Consider the following 23,049-nt stretch of genomic DNA (forward strand, 5'->3'; position numbering starts at 1 on the left):
ATTATAATGATATGATACCTTCTACCACAGCTAATTCTTGATATTTATCAATTACACTCTGTGGGTTTTGCATTTGTACACTTATTGATATACTAGTGTATTTTCCTGTTTTAGATTGTGTTGTATTAATAACTGCTCCCATTTCATTGAAAGCATTCTCTACCGTTTCTACTTTTTCAACATTTGAAGGAACAATAAATTTAAATAAATATTCTGTAGGCCATAGTGAAGTATTTGCCAATTCCTCTTTCAAACGAATATAAAAGTCTTCCGTTTTCTTATCCATCTTCATTTTTTTAAAGTAGCAAATATACTTTTTTAAGTTAAGAATAAATGTTTTGAAGAACATAAATTTAATTTATGAACTAGATTTTTAAAAAAAACTTACTTTTGCGTTTTAGTTTTAATGGAATGGAGAAAGAAATTGTAGTTTTGATAGGAGGTCCAAGCTCTGGAAAAACAACTTTAATTAATGCTTTAGTAAAAGAAGGACATATATGTTATCCTGAAATTTCAAGAGAAGTAATTCAAAAAGCGCAACAAGAGGGTATTGAACAATTATTTTTAGAAAAACCTTTATTATTTAGTGAAATGCTATTAGAAGGTAGAATAAAACAATATCAACAAGCAAAATTAGAAACTTCTAATCTTATTTTTATAGATAGAGGTCTTCCAGACGTAATAGCTTATATGAATTTTATTGGTGATTCTTTCCCTGAAGCTTTCCATGAAGCTTGTTTAACACATAAGTATTCAAAGGTATTTGTATTACCCCCTTGGGAAGAAATTTATACTAGTGATCAAGAACGTTATGAATCTTTTGAACAAGCGGTAGAAATTCAAATGCATTTAGAAAATATTTACCAAAAATATGGTTATCATTTAATTCATGTTCCAAAAGACACTGTAGAAAATAGAGTTTCATTTTTAATGAGTGAACTTAAAAAATAATTGGTTAACTTAAACATTTCTATCTTTTTTTATAATGACTGGATCTTTACAAATTCTTCAAAAGTATTGGAAATATGGTTCTTTTAGAGAACTACAAGAAGAAATAATTGATTCGGTTTTAGAAAAGAAAGACACCTTTGTACTTTTACCCACTAGCGGAGGCAAATCGATATGCTATCAAGTGCCTGGCATGCAAATGGAAGGTATTTGCTTGGTTATTTCTCCTTTAATTGCTTTAATTAAAGATCAGGTTCAAAACTTACAAAAACGAGACATTAAAGCGATAGCTCTTTTGGGTGGAATTTCACAAAATGAAACTATCGATTTGCTTGACAATTGCCAATTTGGAAATTATAAGTTTCTATATCTTTCTCCAGAAAGATTACAGCAAGATTGGATTATTGAAAGGCTTAAGCAACTCCCTATTAACCTTATAGCAATTGATGAAGCTCATTGTGTAAGCCAGTGGGGACACGATTTTCGTCCTTCCTATCTAAAAATTAAAAACCTTAAAATACATTTTCCAAAAATCCCTTTTTTAGCTTTGACAGCTTCAGCTACAAAACGAGTACAAGAAGATGTTATCCAAAATTTAGCTTTAGACAATCCCGCTATATTTCAAAAATCATTTAGTAGAAAAAATCTAGCGTATCATGTTATTGAAACAGAAGATAAATTATATAAAGTAAGACAAATACTTACTAAAAATCCCCAATCATCTATTATTTATGTACGTAATCGAAAATCTTGTTTAGAATTATCGCATCAATTAGAAGCGTTTGGTTTTACAGCAACTTACTTTCATGGTGGTTTACCAAGCAAAGAAAAAGAACACAATATGCAGCTTTGGCTAGAAGACAAAGCCCAAGTTATTGTAGCTACTAATGCTTTTGGAATGGGAATTGATAAACCAGATGTAAAAACAGTAATACATGTGCAACTTCCGGAAAACCTAGAAAATTATTATCAAGAAGCTGGAAGAGCAGGGCGAAATAATGAAAAAGCTTTTGCTATATTATTGGTTAGTGTAGGTGATGTTGAAATAGCAAAAAAACAATTTTTAACCTCTTTACCTGATAAAGATTTTTTAAAAGAAATTTATATAAAACTCAACAATTATTTTCAAATAGCATATGGAGAAGGATTTAATGAACAATTTAATTTTAATTTAAATCAATTTTGCACACAATATAATTTTCCTGTGCTTAAAACATTTAATGCATTACAATATTTAGATAGACAAGGAATTATTACGCTTCAAAATGAATATTCTGAAAAAATAAGCCTTCAATTTATCATTCCCAGTAAAGAAGTAATACGTTATATGAGTTTGAATCCTAAATCTGAAGAAATTATCACAACCATACTTAGAACCTACCCTGGAGTTTTTGAATTAGACACATTAATAAATATCAGTTTAATTGCTAAAAAAGCAAAAACAATTGAAAAAGAGGTTCTCAAAGTTATAACTGATTTAGAGAAAAACAACAACATTCATCTTATCATTCAAAATAACGATAGTCGTATTACATTTAACGAAATAAGAGAAGACGCTCTTACCATAAATAGAATTTCAAAACCCTTAGAAAAGCAAAACGAATTAAAAGTTAATCAATTAAAAAGTGTCATTCACTATATCTCTAAAGAAAAGTGTAAAAACAAACTTTTATTAGAATATTTTGATGAAAAAATAATAGAAAATTGTGGTATTTGTTCTTATTGTGTTTCACAAAAAAGCACATTAGATTTTGAAACAATCAATAAAGTTGTTCATTTTTTAGAAGAAAAAAAAGCAACATCAAGAGAAATACAAAATAGTTTAGACTTAACTACAGAACAAACTATCTTTGCCATACAAACCTTACTAGAGAAAAATAAAATAGACATCAACACTTATAATCAATATTTTTTATTATAATGGAAAAATTAAGAATTGTATTTATGGGAACACCTGACTTTGCTGTAGGAATTCTCAACACGATATATAATAGTAACTATGAAATTGTAGGTGTAATTACTGCTCCAGACAAGCCTGCGGGTCGAGGACAAAAAATAAGTATGAGTGCAGTAAAAGAATTTGCATTAGAAAAAAATTTAAAACTTTTACAACCAACTAATCTCAAATCAGAAAATTTTTTGAACGAATTGAGAAATTTAGATGCTAATTTACAAATTGTAGTTGCTTTTAGAATGTTACCCGAAGTAGTTTGGAAAATGCCTAAATATGGCACCTTTAACTTACATGCATCGCTACTTCCTCAATATCGTGGGGCAGCACCTATTAATTGGGCTATTATAAATGGAGAAACTAAAACTGGAGTAACTACGTTCTTTATTGATGATAAAATTGACACAGGTGCAATGATATTACACAAAGAGACAAACATCTCTCCTACCGAAAACGTTGGAGAATTACATGACAAACTCATGCATTTAGGTTGTAATGCTGTCATTGAAACATTAGATTTAATTGCCAATAACAAAGTAAAAACAACTATTCAAGAAGAACTTGGAGAATTAAAAACTGCTTACAAACTTAACAAAGAAAACTGTAAAATTAATTGGTCTAAAAAAGGAAATGAGATTTACAACCTTATAAGAGGTTTAAATCCTTATCCTGCAGCTTGGACATATATTAAAGATGGTCATAATGAATGGAATGTAAAGTTCTTTGATATTCATTTTTCGGCTGAAACACATAAAAATCCTGTTGGTAAACTAATCACATCCAAAAAAGAATTAAAGATTGCAACCCTTGATGGATATCTTCATATATATAGTTTACAATTCCCAGGAAAAAGAAAAATGGAAACTAAAGAATTGCTGAATGGTATAGAATTTTCTGAAGACGCGATTGCTTTTTAGACCTTATGAATACTGATACAATCGTTTTAAATTAGAAAAACAACCAAGGTTATTAACAAAAAAACCGTTTTATTAACATTTTAAGGTAAAATCCTAGTAAACACTTGCACAATTCAGTTATACAACTAAATTTGTGTAGAAATAATTAAGTTTAACCAAATTAATAAACATTTTATTATGAACAAGTCAGAATTAATCGATGCAATGGCAGCTTCAGCTGGAATTACAAAAGCAGCTGCTAAATTAGCTTTAGAATCATTTTTAAGCAACGTGGAAGGAACTTTGAAAAAAGGTGGAAGAGTTTCATTAGTAGGTTTTGGTTCTTGGTCTGTATCTAAAAGAGCTGCTAGAGATGGAAGAAACCCACAAACTGGTAAAACTATTAAAATTGCTGCTAAAAATGTAGTTAAATTTAAAGCTGGTGCAGAGTTAGACGGAGCTGTAAACTAATCTTATTTTTTTACATAAATCATAAAATCCCGCAAATGCGGGATTTTTTTTTAACTTTTTAAGAAAAACATTTGATTTTGTAAACATTTTTTGATAATTTTAAATAAAAATCATCGCTTATGATATCAGTTTTACCCAAAAAAGGACATTTGCTGATAGCAGAACCTTCAACCTTAGGAGATTTTTCTTTTAACAGATCAGTTATTCTACTAGCAGAGCATAATCATGATGGATCTGTTGGTTTTATATTAAACAAACCTTTATCTTATACTATAAATGATTTAGTTCCAGAAATTGAAGCTTCATTTAAAGTATATAATGGTGGTCCTGTTGAACAAGATAATCTTTATTTTATTCATAATATTCCTGAAATTATTCCCGACAGTGTAGAAATTGCACATGGAATCTATTGGGGTGGTGATTTTGAAACCACTAAAAACCTTATTAATCAAGGTCTAATCTCTAAAAATAACATTCGCTTCTTTCTAGGCTATAGTGGATGGGCACTCCATCAATTAGAAAATGAACTCAAAGAAAATTCTTGGATAATTACGGAAAATACACAAAAAAGTGAGCTACTTGCTCAAGCATCACAATATTTTTGGAAAGAAAAAATACAAGAACAAGGAGGTGAATATATATTGTTTTCAAATGCCCCCTCTGACCCAATACTTAATTAAGTCGAATATAAACATTCAAATCTTGCAACAATTCATAAGCTAATTGTACTTGATATTCTTTCTTACGGTATTTTGTAACAGGCTGTATTCCTGAAATCACATTGGTAATGAATAACTCATCTGCTTTTTGTAAATCAAAAGGCGAAATAGATTGTTCAATTACGTTATATTGTTGTTTCTTCTTGATAAAATTTAAAATTTGTTTACGCATAATTCCGTTTAAACAACCATCAGTTATTGGAGGAGTAATCAATGTATTTCCGTTTCGCATAAACAAGTTCCCTTGTAAAGCTTCAATTACATTTTTTTCATCATTCAATAAAAGGCAATTATCATAACCGTTTTCTGCAGCAAAAACACTCCCAACAACTTGTACCATCTTATTATTCGACTTCAGTGAAGAAAAAAGTTGTTTAGTTATATAAGCATCTTTATACAATTCAACTTCATAATTTGCAGAATGAATAATATACATATCGTTTTCAATAGGAAAGCAAGTTATTACATAAGCAATATCATTCGTTTTAGGTAAATACAACCCTAGATCTTTTCTAAAGACTGATAGTCGCACTCTATAAGATAAAGCGTTTATTTCTTGTGCATTTACTAGAGATAGGATTTGTTCTTCCATAAACTCCATTGTAAACTCCATTGGGATTTCCATTCTAAAAATACGCATAGAAGCCATCAATCTAAAATAATGATCTTCTAAAAACAATACCTTTTTATCAAATATCCTCATCGTTTCAAAAACACAATCCCCAAATAAAAAGCCTCTATTTTGCTCAATAACTACACTACTACTCTGTTGGATAGTTCCATTATAATTTACCATAAATAAAAAAGTCCCGATTTAATCGGGACAAATATACTTTATAAAATCGAGTTTTATACAGAACCTAACACATGTTTTAAATCGGAAACTTGATTTTCCCACAGCAATTTAGATTCTTGCAACTCATCTTCTTCTGAAAAATCGACAACTACTAAAGACACATCCTTTGTTATTTCATCCTCCATAATTTTCATTTCAAAAAAATAATCTGTATCACTCCCTTCTTCGTCTAACCAACGAAATTTTACTCTTTCACCTGTACGCTTGGCAATTAATTTAGCTTTCTCTTCAGAATCGTCCCAAATAAACGTAAAAAGTTCTCCTCTTGAATTTACGTTATCTGCAAACCATTCAGATAACCCAGAAGGAGTGGATATATATTGATATAATAGTGAAGGCGAGGCATGAATGGGGAATTCTAATTCGTATTTTAATTTAACTTCCATTTTTAAAAATTTATTTTGGAAATATATAGAGAATAATCTTAAAAACCAAAAAGAAAAAAACAGATTTTTTTTAAAAAAATATTTTATCAAAAAATGTTTGGAGTAAAAAGAAATAATTATATATTTGCACCCGCATTGAGAGATGCACAACCAACAAATATGGCGAGGTAGCTCAGTTGGTTAGAGCGCAGGATTCATAACCCTGAGGTCACGGGTTCAAATCCCGTCTTCGCTACGAAAGTTAAAAACTTAAAAACATTAGATTTTATGCGGTTTTGAAGAAATTTAAGACCGCTTTTTTTATGTCTTTAACTAAACTAATTTTAACAAACGCATACGGAAACGCATACGAAAACGCATACGGTTTGAAACCATTTAGTAAACCAAAAATATACGATTAAGATTAGTTATAAACAAATAAACATTCCTGTAACTACTTCCTATTTTCTTTGAAATGACATTATTTTAATAAAGTGGAAATAGATCTATTTTGAGGAATTTAAGTTTATAAATAAATTTACATTTAAAAACCTCATGAGGCATTATATTGGAAAAAAAATAGTAGCAGCTTTGATAGATTATTCTATTATTGTAATAATTGATTTCTATTTAATATTTGCATTAGGTGAACCTGTAGCTGGAGAGCCTGAAAGTTATGAATTAAATGATTTTCCCGCATTAATAACGATTCTTCCGTGGTTTATTTTTACTATTTGTTTCGAATACTTTTTAGGATCAACCCTCGGAAATGGAATTATGGGTTTGAAGCCAGTTGCACAAGATAATCAAACTATTAAAATTACATTTATTCAATCTTTACAGCGACATCTGTTAGACCCAATTGACATGTCCTTTTTGGGGCTTGTTGGGTATTTGGTAATGAAAAGCAATTCAAAAGGACAAAGACTGGGTGACATTTGGGCAAAAACTATAGTTATAAAATACAGAAATTGATTTTTTCAGTATAAATTAAGCTTACAATAATTATAAAATAATTAAAAATAAAATCATCTTACAAAAGGAATTGAAAACAGTATTTTTTTTATTCTCTAATTTTAGTCTATTTTTACTACTCGTATCGTCTAACTTTAAACAAGAAATGAAAAAATAGTTTTCTTGATATTTTTCTTAACTATATCAACCTTTTTCCACGCACAAAATCGTATTTCTGGAACCATTTCAGAAGAAAATTCAAATCTTCCTTTATCAGGCGCTTATATTTATATTACCGAATGGAACAAAGGGGTTGTTTCAGATGAAAACGGAAACTATTCCATAACTTTAACTACAAAAGGTAGACTGACGCTTCAATATTCCTATTTGAGTTACGAACCTGTTGTCAAAGAAGTAATCCTTTCGGATTCCAATACAGAACAAACCCTTAATGTACAATTAAAAAAACAAATCATTCAAATGGATGAAGTGGTGTTATCAAATTCTTATATCAACACACAAAGCACCAATACTTATGAAGTTGATGTAGTGGATATTGATAATATATCCAAAGTGGGTGGTTTTAGTGTAATGGACATTATTAATAAAATACCGGGTGTAGATGCAGTAACTTCTGGAACTATGGTAAGCCGACCTTCTATTCGCGGACTTTCAAGTAATCGGGTTTTAACCGTTATTGATGGTGTTCGCTTTGAAACTCAACAATGGGATGACGAACACGGAATTGGGGTGAATGAAAATGGTTTTGAAAAAATTGAAGTCATCAAAGGACCTGAAAGTTTATTATATGGACCTGAAGCAATGGGTGGTGTTATAAATTTTGTAAAAACCAAACCCGCTCCTATTGGAATCACACAAGGTTCTGCTTTTGCAGCTATGTCTACTAACAATTTAGGTTGGAGAGCCAATGCTAAAGTAGACGGTGCTAAAGAAAATTTGAATTGGGGTGTGAGCGCTTTAGGGAAACTTTTCTCTGATTACTTTATCGACAATCAATCTTTCCGAATTCCAAATACCCGTTTGTTAGAATATGGAGCCAAAGGATATCTAGGTACTAATAGAAAATGGGATCCACTAATTTAGAATATACTTTTAATCAAGCTTTCTTTGGAATTTTAGACGGTAAAGACATTACTTTTGGACCCAATGGTGAAATTATTAACAGTGATATTGAAAAAGAAAAATATCCTTTTGAAATTGAAGCGCCTTTTCATACAGTCTTAGACAACCGCCTTACATCTCACTCTACTTTTTTAACTGGAAAATCAAAAGTCGATTTAGTTGTCGGTTATCAAAACAACCACCGTACTGAAAATGAAGAATTAACAGGTGTAAAAAAAGGCTATAAGTATGTCGATATGACCTTGCAAAGTCTTACCTATAACTTAAAATGGTACGCTCCTACTTGGAATCGATTCAGTACGATTGTTGGTTCTCAAGGAATGTACCAAAACAATACCAATAATTCGGGAGCACAAACCGTTTTAATTCCAGATGCAAGGATTAAAGATTTTGGTTTGTTTGCAGTAAACAAATACCAATACCAAGCTTTTAATTTTAGTTTGGGTGCGCGTTTCGATTCTAGAAATTTAGATACAGATGAAACGAACGGCTTAAATTATACCATTCCCGAAATTTCTAAATCTTATAATAATGTTAGTGGATCTGCAGGTATTGCTTATACTATTGCTAAAAAACTAACCTTACGTTCAAGTTTTGCAACAGGCTATCGTTCGCCTAATCTAAACGAATTAACATCAAATGGTTTCAAATTAGAATCTCAACGTTTCGAAGTGGGTAATGCTAATTTTAAAAAAGAACACAACCAACAATTTGATTTGAATGCGGTTTATGCCAATGAATCGATAAGCATTGAAGGAGCCTTCTTCGTGAATACCATTCAAAATTATATCTATATTGAACCAACAAGCACTACAGTTCCAAGTAATTTAGACCCAACAAATAGTGTCCCTTTATATGAGTTCAAGCAGAATAAAGCTCAAATTACTGGAGGAGAAGCTACGCTTTCTATTCACCCAGAAGGCTTAAAATGGTTCCGTTTAGACAATAGTTTTGCAACCTTAAATGGCATACGAACAGATGATGATTCGTATTTACCCATGATGAACCCAACGAAGTTAACCAATACCTTATTCATTACACTGAATGATTTTGGTAAATTTAGTAGTTCGGTTATCAACTTAACAGTTGCTTCTACTTTCGACCAAAATCAAGTAGCCAAAAATGAATTAAAAACGCCAGGTTATTCCATCTTCAATTTAGGAATTAGCACTAGTTATAAAAAACAGCTTTCACCTTAACTGCAAACAATATTTTTGATCGCAATTACATCAATCATATGTCTCGCTTTAGACCTTATAAAATTGCGGAACCTGGCTTAAATATTGCATTAAGCGTTAAAATACCCTTGGATTTAAATTAATTTTAGAAATATAAAAGAAATAAAAAAAGCCTTTCTGAATCAGAAAGGCTTTTTTGTCGGGGTGGCAGGATTCGAACCTGCGACCTCCTGCTCCCAAAGCAGGCGCGATAACCGGGCTACGCTACACCCCGCGAACGAGGATGCAAATATAAAACTAAATTTAAGACCTGCAAATAAAAAAATATTTTTTTTCGCATTTAAAATTTCCATCAAAAAATAGTTCAATTCTCAGTTTTCTAACAAAAAACAGTATATTTTAATGCATTCTTTTGACTTTATAGATTTTCTAATGTATAATTGATAGGAAAGACATAAAATTAAAATCAAATACTTAAATTTGCCCAATAAAATAAATCAAAAATGTTAATAATAGGAATAGCTGGTGGAACAGGAAGCGGAAAAACCACTGTAGTTCACCAAATTATGAATGAATTACCGGCAACTGAAGTTGGAATTATCTCACAAGATTCATACTATAAAGAAACACATCACCTTAGTTATGATGAACGTACTAAAATAAATTTTGACCATCCAAGAGCCATCGATTTTGATTTATTAGTGACGCATTTAAAAGATTTAAAAGCAGGTAAAACCATAGAACAACCTGTTTATTCCTTTGTAACGCATGACAGAACAGACGATTCTATCATTACACATCCTCGTAAAGTGATGATTGTAGAAGGAATTCTAATTTTAACCAATCCAGAGCTACGCGAAATGTTTGACATTAAAGTCTTTGTTCATGCCGATTCAGACGAACGCTTAATCCGACGTCTAAAAAGAGACATTGCAGAAAGAGGAAGAGATATGGAAGAAGTTTTAAACCGTTACCAAAATACTTTAAAACCGATGCATCAACAATTCATTGAGCCTACTAAAGCGTATGCCGATATTATTATTCCAAATGACAAATACAACACCGTAGCTATCGACGTAGTGAGAGCAGTAATCAAACAACGCATCCGTTAATTTGAAAAAAATTAAAAGCATATTATCCCAATTCCCTTTTCTAAATTTTTTAGTAAACAGATACCTATTGGTAACCATAGGATTTTTGGTTTGGATGCTTTTTCTAGACAATTACTCATATTTGGAACATCGCGTTTTAAATAAAGAAATAGACGAATTGCAAGACAATATCGATTATTACGAAACCGAAATTAAAAAAGACAGTATTCGCATCAAAAAATTGAAAAATCCCGATCAAATTGAAAAATATGCTCGAGAAAAATATTTTATGAAACGCGAAAACGAAGATATTTACATCATAGAATTCGAAGGAGAAGAAAAACAAGAACAAAACGATTTTTAATAAGAAGTCAAACACTTGCGCTTCTTTTAAACCATGTTCCTGCTGTACGCACTACAAGGTAGTTAGCTTCCATCAGGACTAAAACAAACGACAGGAACAATAAAACCCATTAAAAAAACAACTAATGGATAGTCAAAAATTATTTCAAGAATTTGAAGCCATTTCATCAAAAGAATGGAAACAAAAAATACAATTTGAACTCAAAGGTGCCGATTATAATGAAACTCTCGTTTGGGAAAGTTTAGAAGGTATTAAAGTAAAACCTCTCTACCATGTAGACGAATTTGAATCTAACATAAAAGTTAATACGCAAGTAACCCAATTTAAAATTGTACAAAATATTTTTGTTCATGATGTTGCTAAATCCAATAAAAAAGCGCTAGACACTTTACAACGTGGTGCTGAAAGCATTCGTTTTACTATTGAAAACGAATCGGTAGTTATAAAGGATTTAATGCAAAATCTTCCTTTAGGTAACACGCACTATTTTTTTTATTTACCTTTTTTATCAATCGATTTCGTAAATCAAATTAATGATTTTGCAACCAAAAATAAGGCAAATTTCTCCATACAAGTTGACCCCATTGGTCATTTAGTTAAAGAAGGAAATTGGTTCACCAATCTAGACACCGACTTTAATACATTAAATCAAATTATTACCCAAACAAACCTGCCATTTTTAAACTTACAAACGCGTATTTATCAAAATGCAGGAGCGAATATCATTCAGCAATTGGCTTATACTTTAGCGCATGCCAATGAATATTTCAATAGAATTAACTGGTCTGTGGAGTCAAATTCTAAAACAATTATAACCATTGAAGTGGCTGTGGGAACACATTACTTTTTTGAAATTGCCAAACTTAGAGCCTTACGCCTTCTATTTGAAACACTAGCAAAAGAATATCATCCCAATATCGAATGTCATATATTGGCTACACCAACGAAACGAAACAAAACTTTATACGATTATAATGTAAACATGCTTCGTACTACAACCGAATGCATGAGTGCTATTTTAGGTGGTGCTGATTCGGTTGCTAATTTGGCTTATGATGCCTTATATCATAAAGACAATGAATTTGGTGACCGTATTTCTCGTAATCAATTATTAGTTTTAAAGAACGAAAGTTATTTCGATAAAGTCAACAATCCTGCAGATGGTGCTTATTATATAGAAACTATTACAGAGCAATTAGCGGAAAAAGCGCTCCAACTTTTTAAAGACATTGAAGCGAATGGCGGATTTATTACGCAATTAATTGAAGGCACAATCCAACGAAAAATAAAAGAAAGTGCTACCAAAGAACAAGAACTTTTCGACACAGGTAAAGAAATTTTATTAGGCACCAATAAATATCCGAATAAAAATGACCGAATGAAAGAGGATTTGGAACTATTCCCTTTTGTAAAAACCCATTCGCGCAAAACACTAGTTACACCAATAATCGAAAAAAGACTAGCCGAAAAACTAGAACAAGAACGCTTAGCTCAAGAAGAACAACTATGAGAAAAGACATACAAAATTTAAAATTAGAAGTCCGAAATCAGAAATCTAAATCTGTCAGTTCGAGCGGAAAAGAGAATTTCATTACCGCAGAAGGAATTGAGGTTAAATCAACCTATACAGAAGAAGATATTGAAAATTTAGAACATATTGGCTTTGCGGCAGGATTTACACCCAATCTTCGAGGTCCATATAGTACTATGTATGTAAGAAGACCTTGGACCATTCGTCAGTATGCTGGTTTTTCTACCGCAGAAGAAAGTAATGCTTTTTACCGCAGAAATTTAGCAGCGGGGCAAAAAGGACTTTCTGTTGCCTTTGATTTGGCAACTCATAGAGGTTATGATTCCGATCATGAACGTGTAGTAGGCGATGTTGGGAAAGCAGGTGTTGCCATCGATTCGGTGGAAGACATGAAAATTTTGTTTGACCAAATTCCCTTAGGTGAAATGTCGGTTTCTATGACCATGAATGGTGCAGTTTTACCTATCATGGCTTTCTATATAGTAGCAGCAGAAGAACAAGGTGTGGCACCTGCATTACTTTCAGGAACCATTCAAAATGATATTCTGAAAGAGTTTATGGTAAGAAATACTTACATCTATCCTCCTACTCCTTCCATGAAAATTATTGCTGATATTTTCGAATACACCAGTAAAAATATGCCCAAATTCAACTCGATTTCTATCTCAGGTTACCATATGCAAGAAGCAGGTGCTACAGCAGATATCGAATTGGCTTACACATTGGCAGACGGATTAGAATACATTCGCACCGGGTTAGCTGCTGGAATGGATATTGATACTTTTGCGCCTCGTTTATCTTTCTTTTGGGCAATTGGAATGAATCATTTTATGGAAATTGCAAAAATGCGTGCGGGCCGAATGTTGTGGTCTAAACTGTTAAAACAATTTCATCCTAAAGATGAAAAATCACTAGCCTTACGTACGCACTGTCAAACTTCAGGTTGGAGTTTAACAGAACAAGACCCATTTAACAATGTAGCGCGTACTGCTATTGAAGCTGCTGCTGCTGCTTTTGGTGGCACGCAGTCTTTACATACCAATGCTTTGGATGAAGCCATTGCTTTACCTACCGATTTCTCTGCTCGAATTGCTAGAAATACGCAAATTTTCCTTCAAGAAGAAACTAAAATTTGTAAAACGGTGGATCCTTGGGCAGGAAGTTATTATGTAGAAAGCTTAACGGCTGAAATTGCTGAAAAAGCTTGGGCATTGATTGAAGAAGTGGAAGCTTTAGGTGGCATGACCAAAGCGATTGAAGCAGGAATTCCGAAATTACGTATTGAAGAAGCTGCAGCTAGAAAACAAGCCCGTATTGATAGCGGACAAGATATAATTGTAGGAGTTAACAAATACCGTTTGGAAAAAGAAGATCCGTTACATATTTTAGATGTGGACAACCAAATGGTGCGCAACCAACAATTAGAATTATTAGCTAAAATAAAAGCCACTCGAAATGCACAAAAAGTAGCTGAATCTTTGGCAAAATTAACGGAATGTGCTAAAACAGGTAATGGAAATTTATTATCTTTAGCTGTAGAAGCAGCTCGTAATAGAGCCACTCTAGGAGAAATTAGTGATGCACTCGAAAGTGTATTTGGAAGATATAAAGCACAAATTAGAAGTTTTAGCGGCGTGTATAGTAAAGAGATAAAAAATGACGAAAGCTTTGAAAAAGCGAAACAATTAGCCGATGCTTTTGCTAAAAAAGACGGGCGTCGTCCTCGTATTATGATTGCCAAAATGGGCCAAGATGGACATGATCGTGGTGCCAAAGTAGTAGCAACAGGTTATGCAGACGTTGGTTTTGACGTAGACATTGGTCCGTTATTCCAAACACCACAAGAAGCGGCAAAACAAGCTGTTGAAAATGACGTACATATTTTAGGTGTTTCTTCTTTGGCAGCGGGTCATAAAACCTTAGTTCCTCAAGTAATAGCCGAATTACAAAAATACGGTCGGGAAGATATTATGGTGATTGTAGGTGGTGTCATTCCAGCGCAAGATTACCAATTCTTATTTGATGCAGGTGCTGTAGCTGTTTTTGGTCCTGGAACTAAAATTAGCGATGCTGCCGTTCGTATTTTAGAAGTTTTATTGGAGGAGTAACTAAAAACAACTCTACAACACCTCAACAATATTAAAACAGCTTAGCTCTAAAAGGCTAAGCCGTTTGCATTTTAAGCTATCTAACCGCTGAATTTCCAAATTATATAAACAAAATAAAAGAGTCAGAGAAAAACAAATCTGTATAGTTTTTATAACTTATATTTTATATCATTATAATTTATATGGCATTATATTTAAAAAATATAAAAAATAGTATTTGAATTTTGGTAATAATGAAAAAAAACTATCTTATAATTTTATTCCTTTTTAACTATACATTCACTTTCAGTCAGCTTGGTTTCTGTAATGGCAGTAGTGGCGCTCCTATTTTTTTTGAAAATTTTGGTAGTGGTAGCACTTATGGTCCGCAATTGCCTGCAGGAGTTACGAATTATACTTATGTAGCCAGTGGTTTTCCACAAGATGGTCAGTATACACTTTACAATAGAACCAATCTTATACCTAATAACTGGCTGTACTCCTTAGATCATACACCTGATACACAACCTGATGGATTAAATGGTAAATGTTTAATTGTAAACGCCAGTAATACTCCAGGCCAATTTTATAGAAGAGTGGTTACGGGGTTGTGTAGTAATACCACTTTCGAATTTACGGCTTGGTTGCTTAATATTTACAATTCGGCTTCAAATGGTTGCCCTGGAACTGGCATTCCCATTAATGTGACTTTCGAAATTTGGAATGCTACAGAAACCGTATTGCTTCGATCGGGAAGTACTGGAAATATTGCAGGAACATCAACACCTAATTGGACACAATACGGACTCGTTTTTACCATGCCAACTGGACAATCTGCCGTAGTTCTTAAAATGAAAAACAATGGTGCTGGTGGTTGCGGTAATGACTTGGCTATCGATGATATTATGTTTCGTTCTTGTGGTGATTATTCAGCTATTGCTAATACAACTACTTCAGGCAATTCGATTACTATTTGTCCAAATGAAACGCTTATTAATAATAGCCTTCAAGTAAGTACTTCTGGTGCTTCCACTTATTTTTATCAATGGCAACAAAGTACAAACAATATTAATTTTTCAGATATTTTAGGAGAAAACAATACTACTTTTTCTGTACCTACGCCCTCAGTAACCACCTATTATAGAGTAAAAGTAGCACAAGATATTTCTCACATTAATAACAACTTCTGTTCTACCTTATCCGATATTTATACTGTCTTTGTTAGTCCATTACCTAATGCTCCTGTAAGTAATGGAAATGCTACAGCATGTAACAATTCAACTAGTACTTTATCAGTAAGCGTGAATGCAAATGAAACGGTCAATTGGTATGATACTGCTTCAGGTGGAACACTTTTATTGGCAAATAGTAATTCTTTTACACCAACTAACATTGGCACTTATTACGCAGAAGCGATTAACGCAAATGGCTGCCCTAGTGCTAACAGAACGGCTGTTACTTTAGAACCCATGCCAACACTAACCACAAATGGTACAACAACCATTTGTTCGGGTGAAACAACGTCTATTGCATTAAACAGCACAAACCCCAATATCACTTTTAGTTGGACAGTAATGCAAAATAATTGTACAGGAGCCTCTAATGGTACAGGAAACAGTATCTCGCAAATGTTGACCTCTTCGAATAACACGACTGGAACAGTTATTTATACTATTACACCTTCCATTAATGGATGTGAAGGAATATCAGAAAATATCACTATCTCTGTAAATCCTACACAAATCATACAATTAAGTTTTCCAAATATTCCTTTATTATATTGTGAAAATGCAACTGCACCCGTTTTACCTAATACATCTTCAAACAGTACTCCTATTAATGGAACTTGGAATCCATCTACAATAAACACATCAGTTCTAGGAACTACAACCTATACTTTTACACCAGAATCACAAACTTCTTGTGTGCAAATTGACCCTTATGAAATAACGATTACTGTAGCCAACGATTTTAGTCCTGATTTTGAGGATGAACTCCTTTTTTGTTCTGGTGCAACTCCTCCCATCTTACAAAATACAGCACCTAATGGAATCACAGGCACTTGGAATCCTGCTGTAATTGATAATAATAATTCTGGTATTTATATCTTTACCCCAGATGCGGGACAATGTGCACAATCACAAACCTTACAAGTAACTGTTAATGAAGCTACTTTAACCGATTTTGAATATACCACAACAGCTGCTTTTTCCGAAAACCAAATCATTACTGTAGTAGCAACTGCAACAGGTAATTATTTATACCAATTAGATGCAGGTCCGCTACAAGAAAATAATGTATTTGAAAATGTCTCTATGGGTAGTCATACCATTACAGTTATAGATACTAAAGGTTGTTCGGAAGAGTTAACCCAAGAAGTTTTCATCGTTAATTATCCTTATTTCTTCACACCGAATGGAGATGGAATTAATGACACTTGGTCCATTCGTTTTGAAAATGCCTTTCCTAACGCTATTATCTCTATTTTTGATCGTTATGGTAAATTAATCAAACAAATTACCAATAACTCTAACGGTTGGGATGGTACTTTCAACAATCAAGACTTACCTGCAAACGATTATTGGTTTACCATAGAATTTACAGAAAATAATAAGACTCGTATATTTAAATCGCATTTTAGTTTGATAAGATAAAAAGATGCTGTCCAAAAAGGTTACAAAGGTGTCATTCAAAATTTATTACTTCGTTTAATCTTCGATTTAAGAAACTGATAACATTGATTATCAACTTAATTTAGAACCTAAAACAAGTTCAGATTGACAAAAATCATTACTTTTTGGACAACTTCATAAACTTATTGCATCAAAAATTTATTTGTAAGTTGATTTTCTTTTATATAAAGCGCCATTTGTTGGGCTACAGCAGTAGGTCTATCCGAAGAAATAATCATGACACCTGCTTTTACAATGTCTAAATAAATGGCATCTCCATTGGCGATAGCACTTTTATCGATATTCACCATTGTTCCAGATATACAAACAATTCCTTTCCCTTTCATATAGTGCATGGTTTCTGGTTTTGGAAAAGTAGTTCCTACAAAAGCAATCATGTTTTCCGCTTTAACTCCTAAATTTTCCATACGCTCTACATCTTCTTTACCTCTAGCTGAAACCGAAAGCATCATCTCTGGAGCTAAAGTTGCCACTTCTGCCGCTTGAGTAGCATTATAGGTAATAATAATGGAATAATTTTCTGCTTTGTTACGTTTTACCGCATCCACTATCATTTTAAAGGGTACACCTCTTTTTACATCTAATGTATACACTACTTTATCTTTTCCCCATTGCAACACCTCGTCTAAGGTTTCAATTTTATACGGAGTAACCTTACCTTCGGTATCTTTTAAATATAATTGTTGCAATTCTTTGTAGGTATATGCATTGATATTTCCTGTTCCTGTAGTAGTTCTATCTAAGGTATTATCGTGCATCATGACTAAAACAGAATCTTTGGTTAATGCAATATCTGTTTCAATTACGGCTGGATTATACAAAATTGTATGTGCAAATGTAGCTGTACAATTTTCTGGAAAACCTACTGTTGGTCCACCGCGATGTGCACTTACCACAGGATAAAAATTAGTCGAGGCTCTAAAAAATGATTTAAAATCGGTATTATTTTTAAAAGCCAAAGTGTGTTCTTTTTGCTGCGCAGTTCCTAAATAAAAACTGCAACATACAGCTACATATAAAACAATATTTTTCAAAACGTTATTTTTTAAAATTTGAAGCACAAAAGTACATATTCTATGAAATGATAGACCTATAGAAATGTTAATTAATTGGAGTTTGTTTTCACACTTATTTTTATTAAAAAACCCCTACTTTTGTAATAATAATAATTTTCATGTCAAAATTACCTCACATTCCAACCAGTATTTTCTCTGTGATGTCGCAATTAGCGAATGAATATGGAGCTATCAATTTATCACAAGGTTTTCCTAATTTTCCGGTTGACCAAAGGCTTTTAGATATAACGAAGCAACTTACACAAGAAAATACCCATCAATATACACCCATGGCTGGGCTGTCCTCTTTATTAGAAAAAATTAGTCAGCTTACTTACGAAAAATATGTACGAAAAACAGACATTGCTACTGAAATTTTAGTTACAGCTGGAGCCACACAAGGGATTTACACTACAATCAATGCCTTAATTGAAAATGGTGATGAAGTGGTTATTTTAGATCCTTGTTACGACAGTTATGAACCTTCTGTTTTAGTTGCAGGAGGCAAACCTGTTCGTATTGCTTTAAACGAAGATTATGCCCCAAATTTTAACCGTATTGAAGAGGGTATAACTTCTAAAACCAAAATGCTTATCCTGAATAATCCACACAATCCTACGGGAAGAATTTGGAAAGAAAGTGAATTTGAAGCCTTAGAAACCCTTTTAGAAAAACACCCTCAAATAGTACTTTTAAGTGATGAGGTGTACGAATACATTTCCTTTACGCAACCTCATATTTCGATAAACACACGTCCTAAATTAAGAGACCGTGCTATAATTGCTTCCTCATTTGGGAAATCGTTACACGTAACCGGATGGAAAATAGGTTATTTGATTGCACCAGAAAAACTAATGCATGAAATAAAAAAAGTGCATCAATTTTTAGTGTTTAGCGTGAGTAGTCTTTCCCAAAATGTGATTGCTTCTTATTTAGATATCGTTGATTTTGATGCTGTAGCCAAAATGTATCTACAAAAAAGAGATTTATTTCGATCTCTTTTAGAAGGCAGTCGTTTTACCCTATTACCTTGTGAAGGCACTTATTTCCAAGTGGTTAATTATGATAAAATTAGTTCTAAAAACGACACCGATTTTGCTAAAGAATTAATTACCCATCATGGTGTTGCCGCCATTCCAATTTCTGTATTTTATGAGGATGGAACAGACAAGCAGATGTTGCGCTTTTGTTTTGCAAAAACAGATGAAACTTTAATAGCTGCTGCGGAGAAATTAGTTTCAATATAAAATTAAACCCTATGAAATTTTTTTTTCAGTTTGTTTTCTATGCTTTCTTATTTCAGTTGGGTTTTTCCCAAAATCAATCCAATGCATTAATTAAAAAAGGTTGGGAAGAGCTGATAAAAGATAATGAAAACAAAGCTTTTTTCTATTTTTGGGAAGCTAAAGAAAAGGCTGAAAAAACTAATAATTCTTTTGATAAAGCAGAATCATTACTTTATTTAGGTATTTGCTCTTATGGTTCTAATTTGCAAAATGGACTTCAATTTGCTACACAATCATTAGAAACTTATTCTAAATTAGAAAACACTTCTGTAATTAAAGCAAAAATGGGACGATTTAAATGTTTACAATTAATTAGCACCATTTATGCCAGACAAGGCAAATATGAAGAAGCATTACAACTTAGCAAAGAAGTGATATCTGAATTAGAAAATGAAAATCAAAAAGATGAAACTCTTGGTTTGGCTTATAATAGTTTAGGATTTATATATGAACAAAAGAATAGTTACTCTTTATCTGAAAAAAATTTCAAAAAAGCCTTAGTCCTTTTTGAAAAAAATAAAAGTTATGCCTATGTTCCAATGTGCTATTTTAAACTTGGTGAGATTTACAGAAAGAAAAAAAACGAAAATCAAAGTTTAGATTATCTTAATAAAGCTTTAAAAGTATCTATAGAGACAAAAAACAAACAAGCATTAATCAATACCCAAATAGCGTTAGGTAATTGGTACTATCAATTTAAGAATGATCATACAAATGCAAAGAACTACTTTACAGAAGCAAATAAAAATGCTGCTTCTTTAAAAGATAAAACTTTTCAAATTAAAACTATAGAAGCATTAGTTGATTTAAATTTTAAAACAGAAAAAGATTATAAAGAAATTGCTTCACTACAAAATAATATTATTAAAATTAAAGATCAATATAATAACTTTAAACAGCAACAAACCTTTAAAAACTTAGAAATTCAATTTGAAATTTCTGAAAAAGACAGAAAACTAAAAATAATTGAAACTGAAAAAGAAAAAACTAATTTAATTAATTACTTTCTTATCGTTTTAATTTTATTAATAGCAAGTATTGCAATAACAATTTATGTTTTTCTAAAACGAATAAATAAACGAGACAAACAACTATTAGTTACAAAAGAGAAACTTTTTGAAGCCTTACAAAAACAAGAAGAGCTCAAAAGAAAGCAATTTCAAAACGACATTGAACATAAAGAAAGTCAACTTAGTGCAATTACTATTCAAATTTTAGAAAAAAATGAGTTATTAAAAGACATTAAGCAAATTATAAATAAAAAAGAATCTCAAAATGATACTGAAATAGCAAAATTAATCAGTAAGCATACCTTCCAAGATAAAAGTTGGCAAGACTTTGATTTCTATTTTGAAAGTATTAATAAAAATTTCTACACCCGTTTAAAAAATCAATACCCGGAAATTAGTACGAATGACCTTAAGATGTGTGCTCTTATCAAATTAAATTTATCTATCAAAGAGATGGCATCTATATTAAATATTTCACCTGATAGTGTAAAAACAGCTAGACATCGTTTAAGAAAAAAACTACAATTATCTACAGAAGAGAATTTAACCGATTTTATTCTTTCAATTTAAAACACTATAAACAAGCAACTTAAACCCATTGTTTACCTATTGTACACCTCAAAAAATGCAATTTATTTTTCATAGTCAATACTTTTGAAAAAAAAATATAGAATATGAAAAAATTATTACCAAACTTGCATTTTACATTTCTTTTAATCGCATTTCTTTTAATAGAAAAAAATTACGCACAAACACCTACCTTACTTTTTGCCGAAAAACTTGAAACCAATCACTTACATGGAATTTGGTCAAGAGCTACAGTTACAGATATAAATGGGAACCTATATGTAACAGGCTTGTTTCATGGTACTGTAGATTTCGATCCTTCTAGCTCAAGTGAAACTCTTTTAACTTATCAAGGAGGAATAACTAATGATAATTCGGGTGAAGCTGATGTATATATAGCAAAATATTCTTCTTCAGGATCGTTAATTTGGGTAAATAGATTGAACGAACCTACTTTTGTAAACATGAATGAAGAAAGAGCTAACGCCATGATTATAGATGGAAACCATCTATATCTTACAGGTTTTACTTCTACACGAGGTTTTTTTGTTTCTAAGTGGAATATAAATGGAAACGAAATTTGGACTCAATATTTTGATGACACAGACCAAAATTTCGTGAGTACCTTTGCAATTGCTAAAAATGGTTCAAACCTTCTCATTACAGGAACATTTGCTAATACATTAGACTTTAACCCTGCTACTGAAACTAACGAATTAACAGGTATAAATCAGGATGGTTTTTTATTATCTTTAAACGAAAATGGCATTTTCCAATGGGTTAAACAGTTTAGAACAAATGGACTTGTTTTTATATCCGATTTAGCAACAGATAGTAATAACAATATTTTTTTAAGTGGTGTCTTTGTAGGAACTGTTGACATTAATCCAAATCCATTCATAGATAATTTTATTACCTCGCAATCGGTTTCCTTTGGAGCTATAAGTTCTAGCTTTATAACTAAATTAGACTCCAATGGAAACTTTATATGGAATCAACATATAAATGGAAATAGCACAACAGATATTTTCATGTCGTTTATCACCGTAGATAGTAATAATGATATTATCAACACCTTTTCTTTAAAAGGACAAGCTATATTACCGAATAACAACAACATTAATACTCCAAATCATTACACTTCAAATATCATTAAATTTACAAATAATGGAACTACTTTATGGAATAAATCGTTTGGTATTCCAGAACCTGTACAAGGCACTAGTTTCCCTAGCTCATTTGCAGCTAATGTAATTACTGATGATTGCAATACTATTTATATATCAGGTGAGTTTTCTGGGGATTGCAATTTTAACACTACTGCTTCAGATATTCATTCTAGCTTAAATAATAAAAGAGAAGCTTTTATTACTAGTTTTGATGTAAACGGAAATTATAACTGGACAATAGATATAGGAGGTTCAGGAAATGTAGATTTTGTAGATTTTGCTGGATATCTACCTATTGCTCTTGATTCAGATAACAATATCATATTAACAGGTACTTTTAGAGGGGAAATGGATTTTGACCCTACAATTGGGGTGCAAACTCTAACATCAAATTCATCAAGTTCACCAGATAATGCTGGCATTTTTATCTCTAAATTTACAAATCCTAATACTTGTACCTTACTAGAAAATTCTTTCAGTAAGAATACTTATTTCGAAATTTATCCCAACCCAAGTAAGGGATTATTCACACTTAAGTCTTTTTGGAATGAAAGTGAAGTAACCATTTTTAATTTAATGGGTAAAAAAATGCATACATTAAAAGTAAACCAACTTGAAACTTTAATCGATTTACAAAATTTCGAAAAAGGTATATATATAATACAATTGGAACATGATAATTTAAAAACTCAAGAAAAAATCATAATTAACTAAA

At 31.8% G+C, this 23,049-nt stretch carries 20 protein-coding genes and 2 tRNA genes; 17 read left to right on the forward strand and 5 right to left on the reverse strand.

What is annotated here, in order from left to right; genetic code table 11:
- Position 1: 1 nt before the first annotated feature.
- Complete coding sequence (locus HALO113_RS04470) at positions 2-286, reverse strand: DUF493 family protein (RefSeq protein WP_159777884.1); 285 nt, start codon at positions 284-286, stop codon at positions 2-4.
- Between the two features lie 125 nt (positions 287-411).
- On the opposite strand from HALO113_RS04470, the gene HALO113_RS04475 reads away from it, so the two are divergent.
- The 5 genes from HALO113_RS04475 to HALO113_RS04495 all read left to right on the forward strand — a co-directional run bounded on the left by HALO113_RS04475 (position 412) and on the right by HALO113_RS04495 (position 4,946).
- Positions 412-951, forward strand: coding sequence for an AAA family ATPase (locus tag HALO113_RS04475; protein ID WP_159777885.1), 540 nt, complete (start codon positions 412-414; stop codon positions 949-951).
- A gap of 34 nt (positions 952-985) precedes the next feature.
- Complete coding sequence (locus HALO113_RS04480) at positions 986-2,869, forward strand: ATP-dependent DNA helicase RecQ (protein ID WP_159777886.1); 1,884 nt, start codon at positions 986-988, stop codon at positions 2,867-2,869.
- Complete coding sequence (fmt, locus tag HALO113_RS04485; RefSeq protein WP_159777887.1) at positions 2,869-3,816, forward strand: methionyl-tRNA formyltransferase; 948 nt, start codon at positions 2,869-2,871, stop codon at positions 3,814-3,816. Before HALO113_RS04480 ends, fmt begins: the two co-directional genes overlap by 1 nt.
- A gap of 177 nt (positions 3,817-3,993) precedes the next feature.
- A complete protein-coding gene (locus tag HALO113_RS04490) occupies positions 3,994-4,266 on the forward strand; it encodes an HU family DNA-binding protein (RefSeq protein WP_130736689.1) in 273 nt (90 codons plus the stop codon).
- 119 nt (positions 4,267-4,385) lie between these two features.
- Positions 4,386-4,946: a YqgE/AlgH family protein gene (locus HALO113_RS04495; protein ID WP_159777888.1), complete on the forward strand. Its 561-nt coding sequence runs from the start codon at positions 4,386-4,388 to the stop codon at positions 4,944-4,946.
- On the opposite strand, the gene HALO113_RS04500 is transcribed toward HALO113_RS04495, so the two are convergent.
- Entirely contained in the window at positions 4,939-5,781 is an 843-nt protein-coding gene (locus HALO113_RS04500) for an aminotransferase class IV (protein ID WP_159777889.1), read from the reverse strand. The two genes, HALO113_RS04495 and HALO113_RS04500, sit on opposite strands and share 8 nt — an antisense overlap.
- A gap of 53 nt (positions 5,782-5,834) precedes the next feature.
- Positions 5,835-6,227, reverse strand: a complete 393-nt coding sequence (locus tag HALO113_RS04505) for an START-like domain-containing protein (protein WP_159777890.1) — start codon at positions 6,225-6,227, stop codon at positions 5,835-5,837.
- A 161-nt stretch (positions 6,228-6,388) separates the two neighbouring features.
- On the opposite strand from HALO113_RS04505, the gene HALO113_RS04510 reads away from it, so the two are divergent.
- From HALO113_RS04510 to HALO113_RS04525, 4 genes are all read left to right on the forward strand, one after another.
- Positions 6,389-6,462: transfer RNA gene (locus HALO113_RS04510), tRNA-Met, on the forward strand.
- A gap of 299 nt (positions 6,463-6,761) precedes the next feature.
- On the forward strand, positions 6,762-7,181 hold the full coding sequence (locus HALO113_RS04515) for an RDD family protein (protein WP_159777891.1): 420 nt from the start codon (positions 6,762-6,764) through the stop codon (positions 7,179-7,181).
- A gap of 162 nt (positions 7,182-7,343) precedes the next feature.
- Entirely contained in the window at positions 7,344-8,264 is a 921-nt protein-coding gene (locus tag HALO113_RS04520; RefSeq protein WP_159777892.1) for a TonB-dependent receptor plug domain-containing protein, read from the forward strand.
- Positions 8,246-9,502, forward strand: a complete 1,257-nt coding sequence (locus HALO113_RS04525) for a TonB-dependent siderophore receptor (protein ID WP_159777893.1) — start codon at positions 8,246-8,248, stop codon at positions 9,500-9,502. Before HALO113_RS04520 ends, HALO113_RS04525 begins: the two co-directional genes overlap by 19 nt.
- A 178-nt stretch (positions 9,503-9,680) precedes the next feature.
- Here the strand turns inward: HALO113_RS04525 and HALO113_RS04530 are convergent.
- A tRNA-Pro gene (locus HALO113_RS04530) sits at positions 9,681-9,755 on the reverse strand.
- Positions 9,756-9,984: 229 nt separating this feature from the next.
- On the opposite strand from HALO113_RS04530, the gene udk reads away from it, so the two are divergent.
- The 5 genes from udk to HALO113_RS04555 all read left to right on the forward strand — a co-directional run bounded on the left by udk (position 9,985) and on the right by HALO113_RS04555 (position 17,208).
- Positions 9,985-10,593 carry a uridine kinase gene (gene udk / locus HALO113_RS04535; RefSeq protein ID WP_159777894.1) on the forward strand — a complete coding sequence of 203 codons (609 nt, stop codon included), beginning with the start codon at positions 9,985-9,987 and terminating at the stop codon, positions 10,591-10,593.
- Between the two features lie 67 nt (positions 10,594-10,660).
- On the forward strand, positions 10,661-10,936 hold the full coding sequence (locus tag HALO113_RS04540) for a septum formation initiator family protein (protein ID WP_255477863.1): 276 nt from the start codon (positions 10,661-10,663) through the stop codon (positions 10,934-10,936).
- 124 nt (positions 10,937-11,060) lie between these two features.
- Complete coding sequence (locus HALO113_RS04545; protein ID WP_159777895.1) at positions 11,061-12,446, forward strand: methylmalonyl-CoA mutase subunit beta; 1,386 nt, start codon at positions 11,061-11,063, stop codon at positions 12,444-12,446.
- Positions 12,443-14,575: a methylmalonyl-CoA mutase gene (gene scpA, locus HALO113_RS04550; protein WP_159777896.1), complete on the forward strand. Its 2,133-nt coding sequence runs from the start codon at positions 12,443-12,445 to the stop codon at positions 14,573-14,575. The genes HALO113_RS04545 and scpA overlap by 4 nt, the downstream gene beginning before the upstream one ends.
- 233 nt (positions 14,576-14,808) lie before the next feature.
- Positions 14,809-17,208 carry a T9SS type B sorting domain-containing protein gene (locus tag HALO113_RS04555; protein WP_159777897.1) on the forward strand — a complete coding sequence of 800 codons (2,400 nt, stop codon included), beginning with the start codon at positions 14,809-14,811 and terminating at the stop codon, positions 17,206-17,208.
- Positions 17,209-17,369: 161 nt separating this feature from the next.
- Here HALO113_RS04555 and HALO113_RS04560 read toward each other — a convergent pair whose 3' ends face one another.
- Positions 17,370-18,281 (reverse strand): glycerophosphodiester phosphodiesterase family protein, encoded by a 912-nt coding sequence (locus tag HALO113_RS04560; RefSeq protein ID WP_159777898.1) that lies wholly within the window; start codon positions 18,279-18,281, stop codon positions 17,370-17,372.
- Positions 18,282-18,421: 140 nt separating this feature from the next.
- On the opposite strand from HALO113_RS04560, the gene HALO113_RS04565 reads away from it, so the two are divergent.
- From HALO113_RS04565 to HALO113_RS04575, 3 genes are all read left to right on the forward strand, one after another.
- Positions 18,422-19,549: a methionine aminotransferase gene (locus tag HALO113_RS04565; protein ID WP_159777899.1), complete on the forward strand. Its 1,128-nt coding sequence runs from the start codon at positions 18,422-18,424 to the stop codon at positions 19,547-19,549.
- Between the two features lie 11 nt (positions 19,550-19,560).
- Positions 19,561-21,168 carry a tetratricopeptide repeat protein gene (locus HALO113_RS04570; protein ID WP_159777900.1) on the forward strand — a complete coding sequence of 536 codons (1,608 nt, stop codon included), beginning with the start codon at positions 19,561-19,563 and terminating at the stop codon, positions 21,166-21,168.
- A 104-nt stretch (positions 21,169-21,272) separates the two neighbouring features.
- Positions 21,273-23,048, forward strand: a complete 1,776-nt coding sequence (locus HALO113_RS04575; RefSeq protein WP_159777901.1) for a T9SS type A sorting domain-containing protein — start codon at positions 21,273-21,275, stop codon at positions 23,046-23,048.
- Position 23,049: the final 1 nt, after the last annotated feature.

The organism is Flavobacterium sp. 9AF, from assembly GCF_902506265.1.
Taxonomy (GTDB): Bacteria; Bacteroidota; Bacteroidia; order Flavobacteriales; family Flavobacteriaceae; genus Flavobacterium.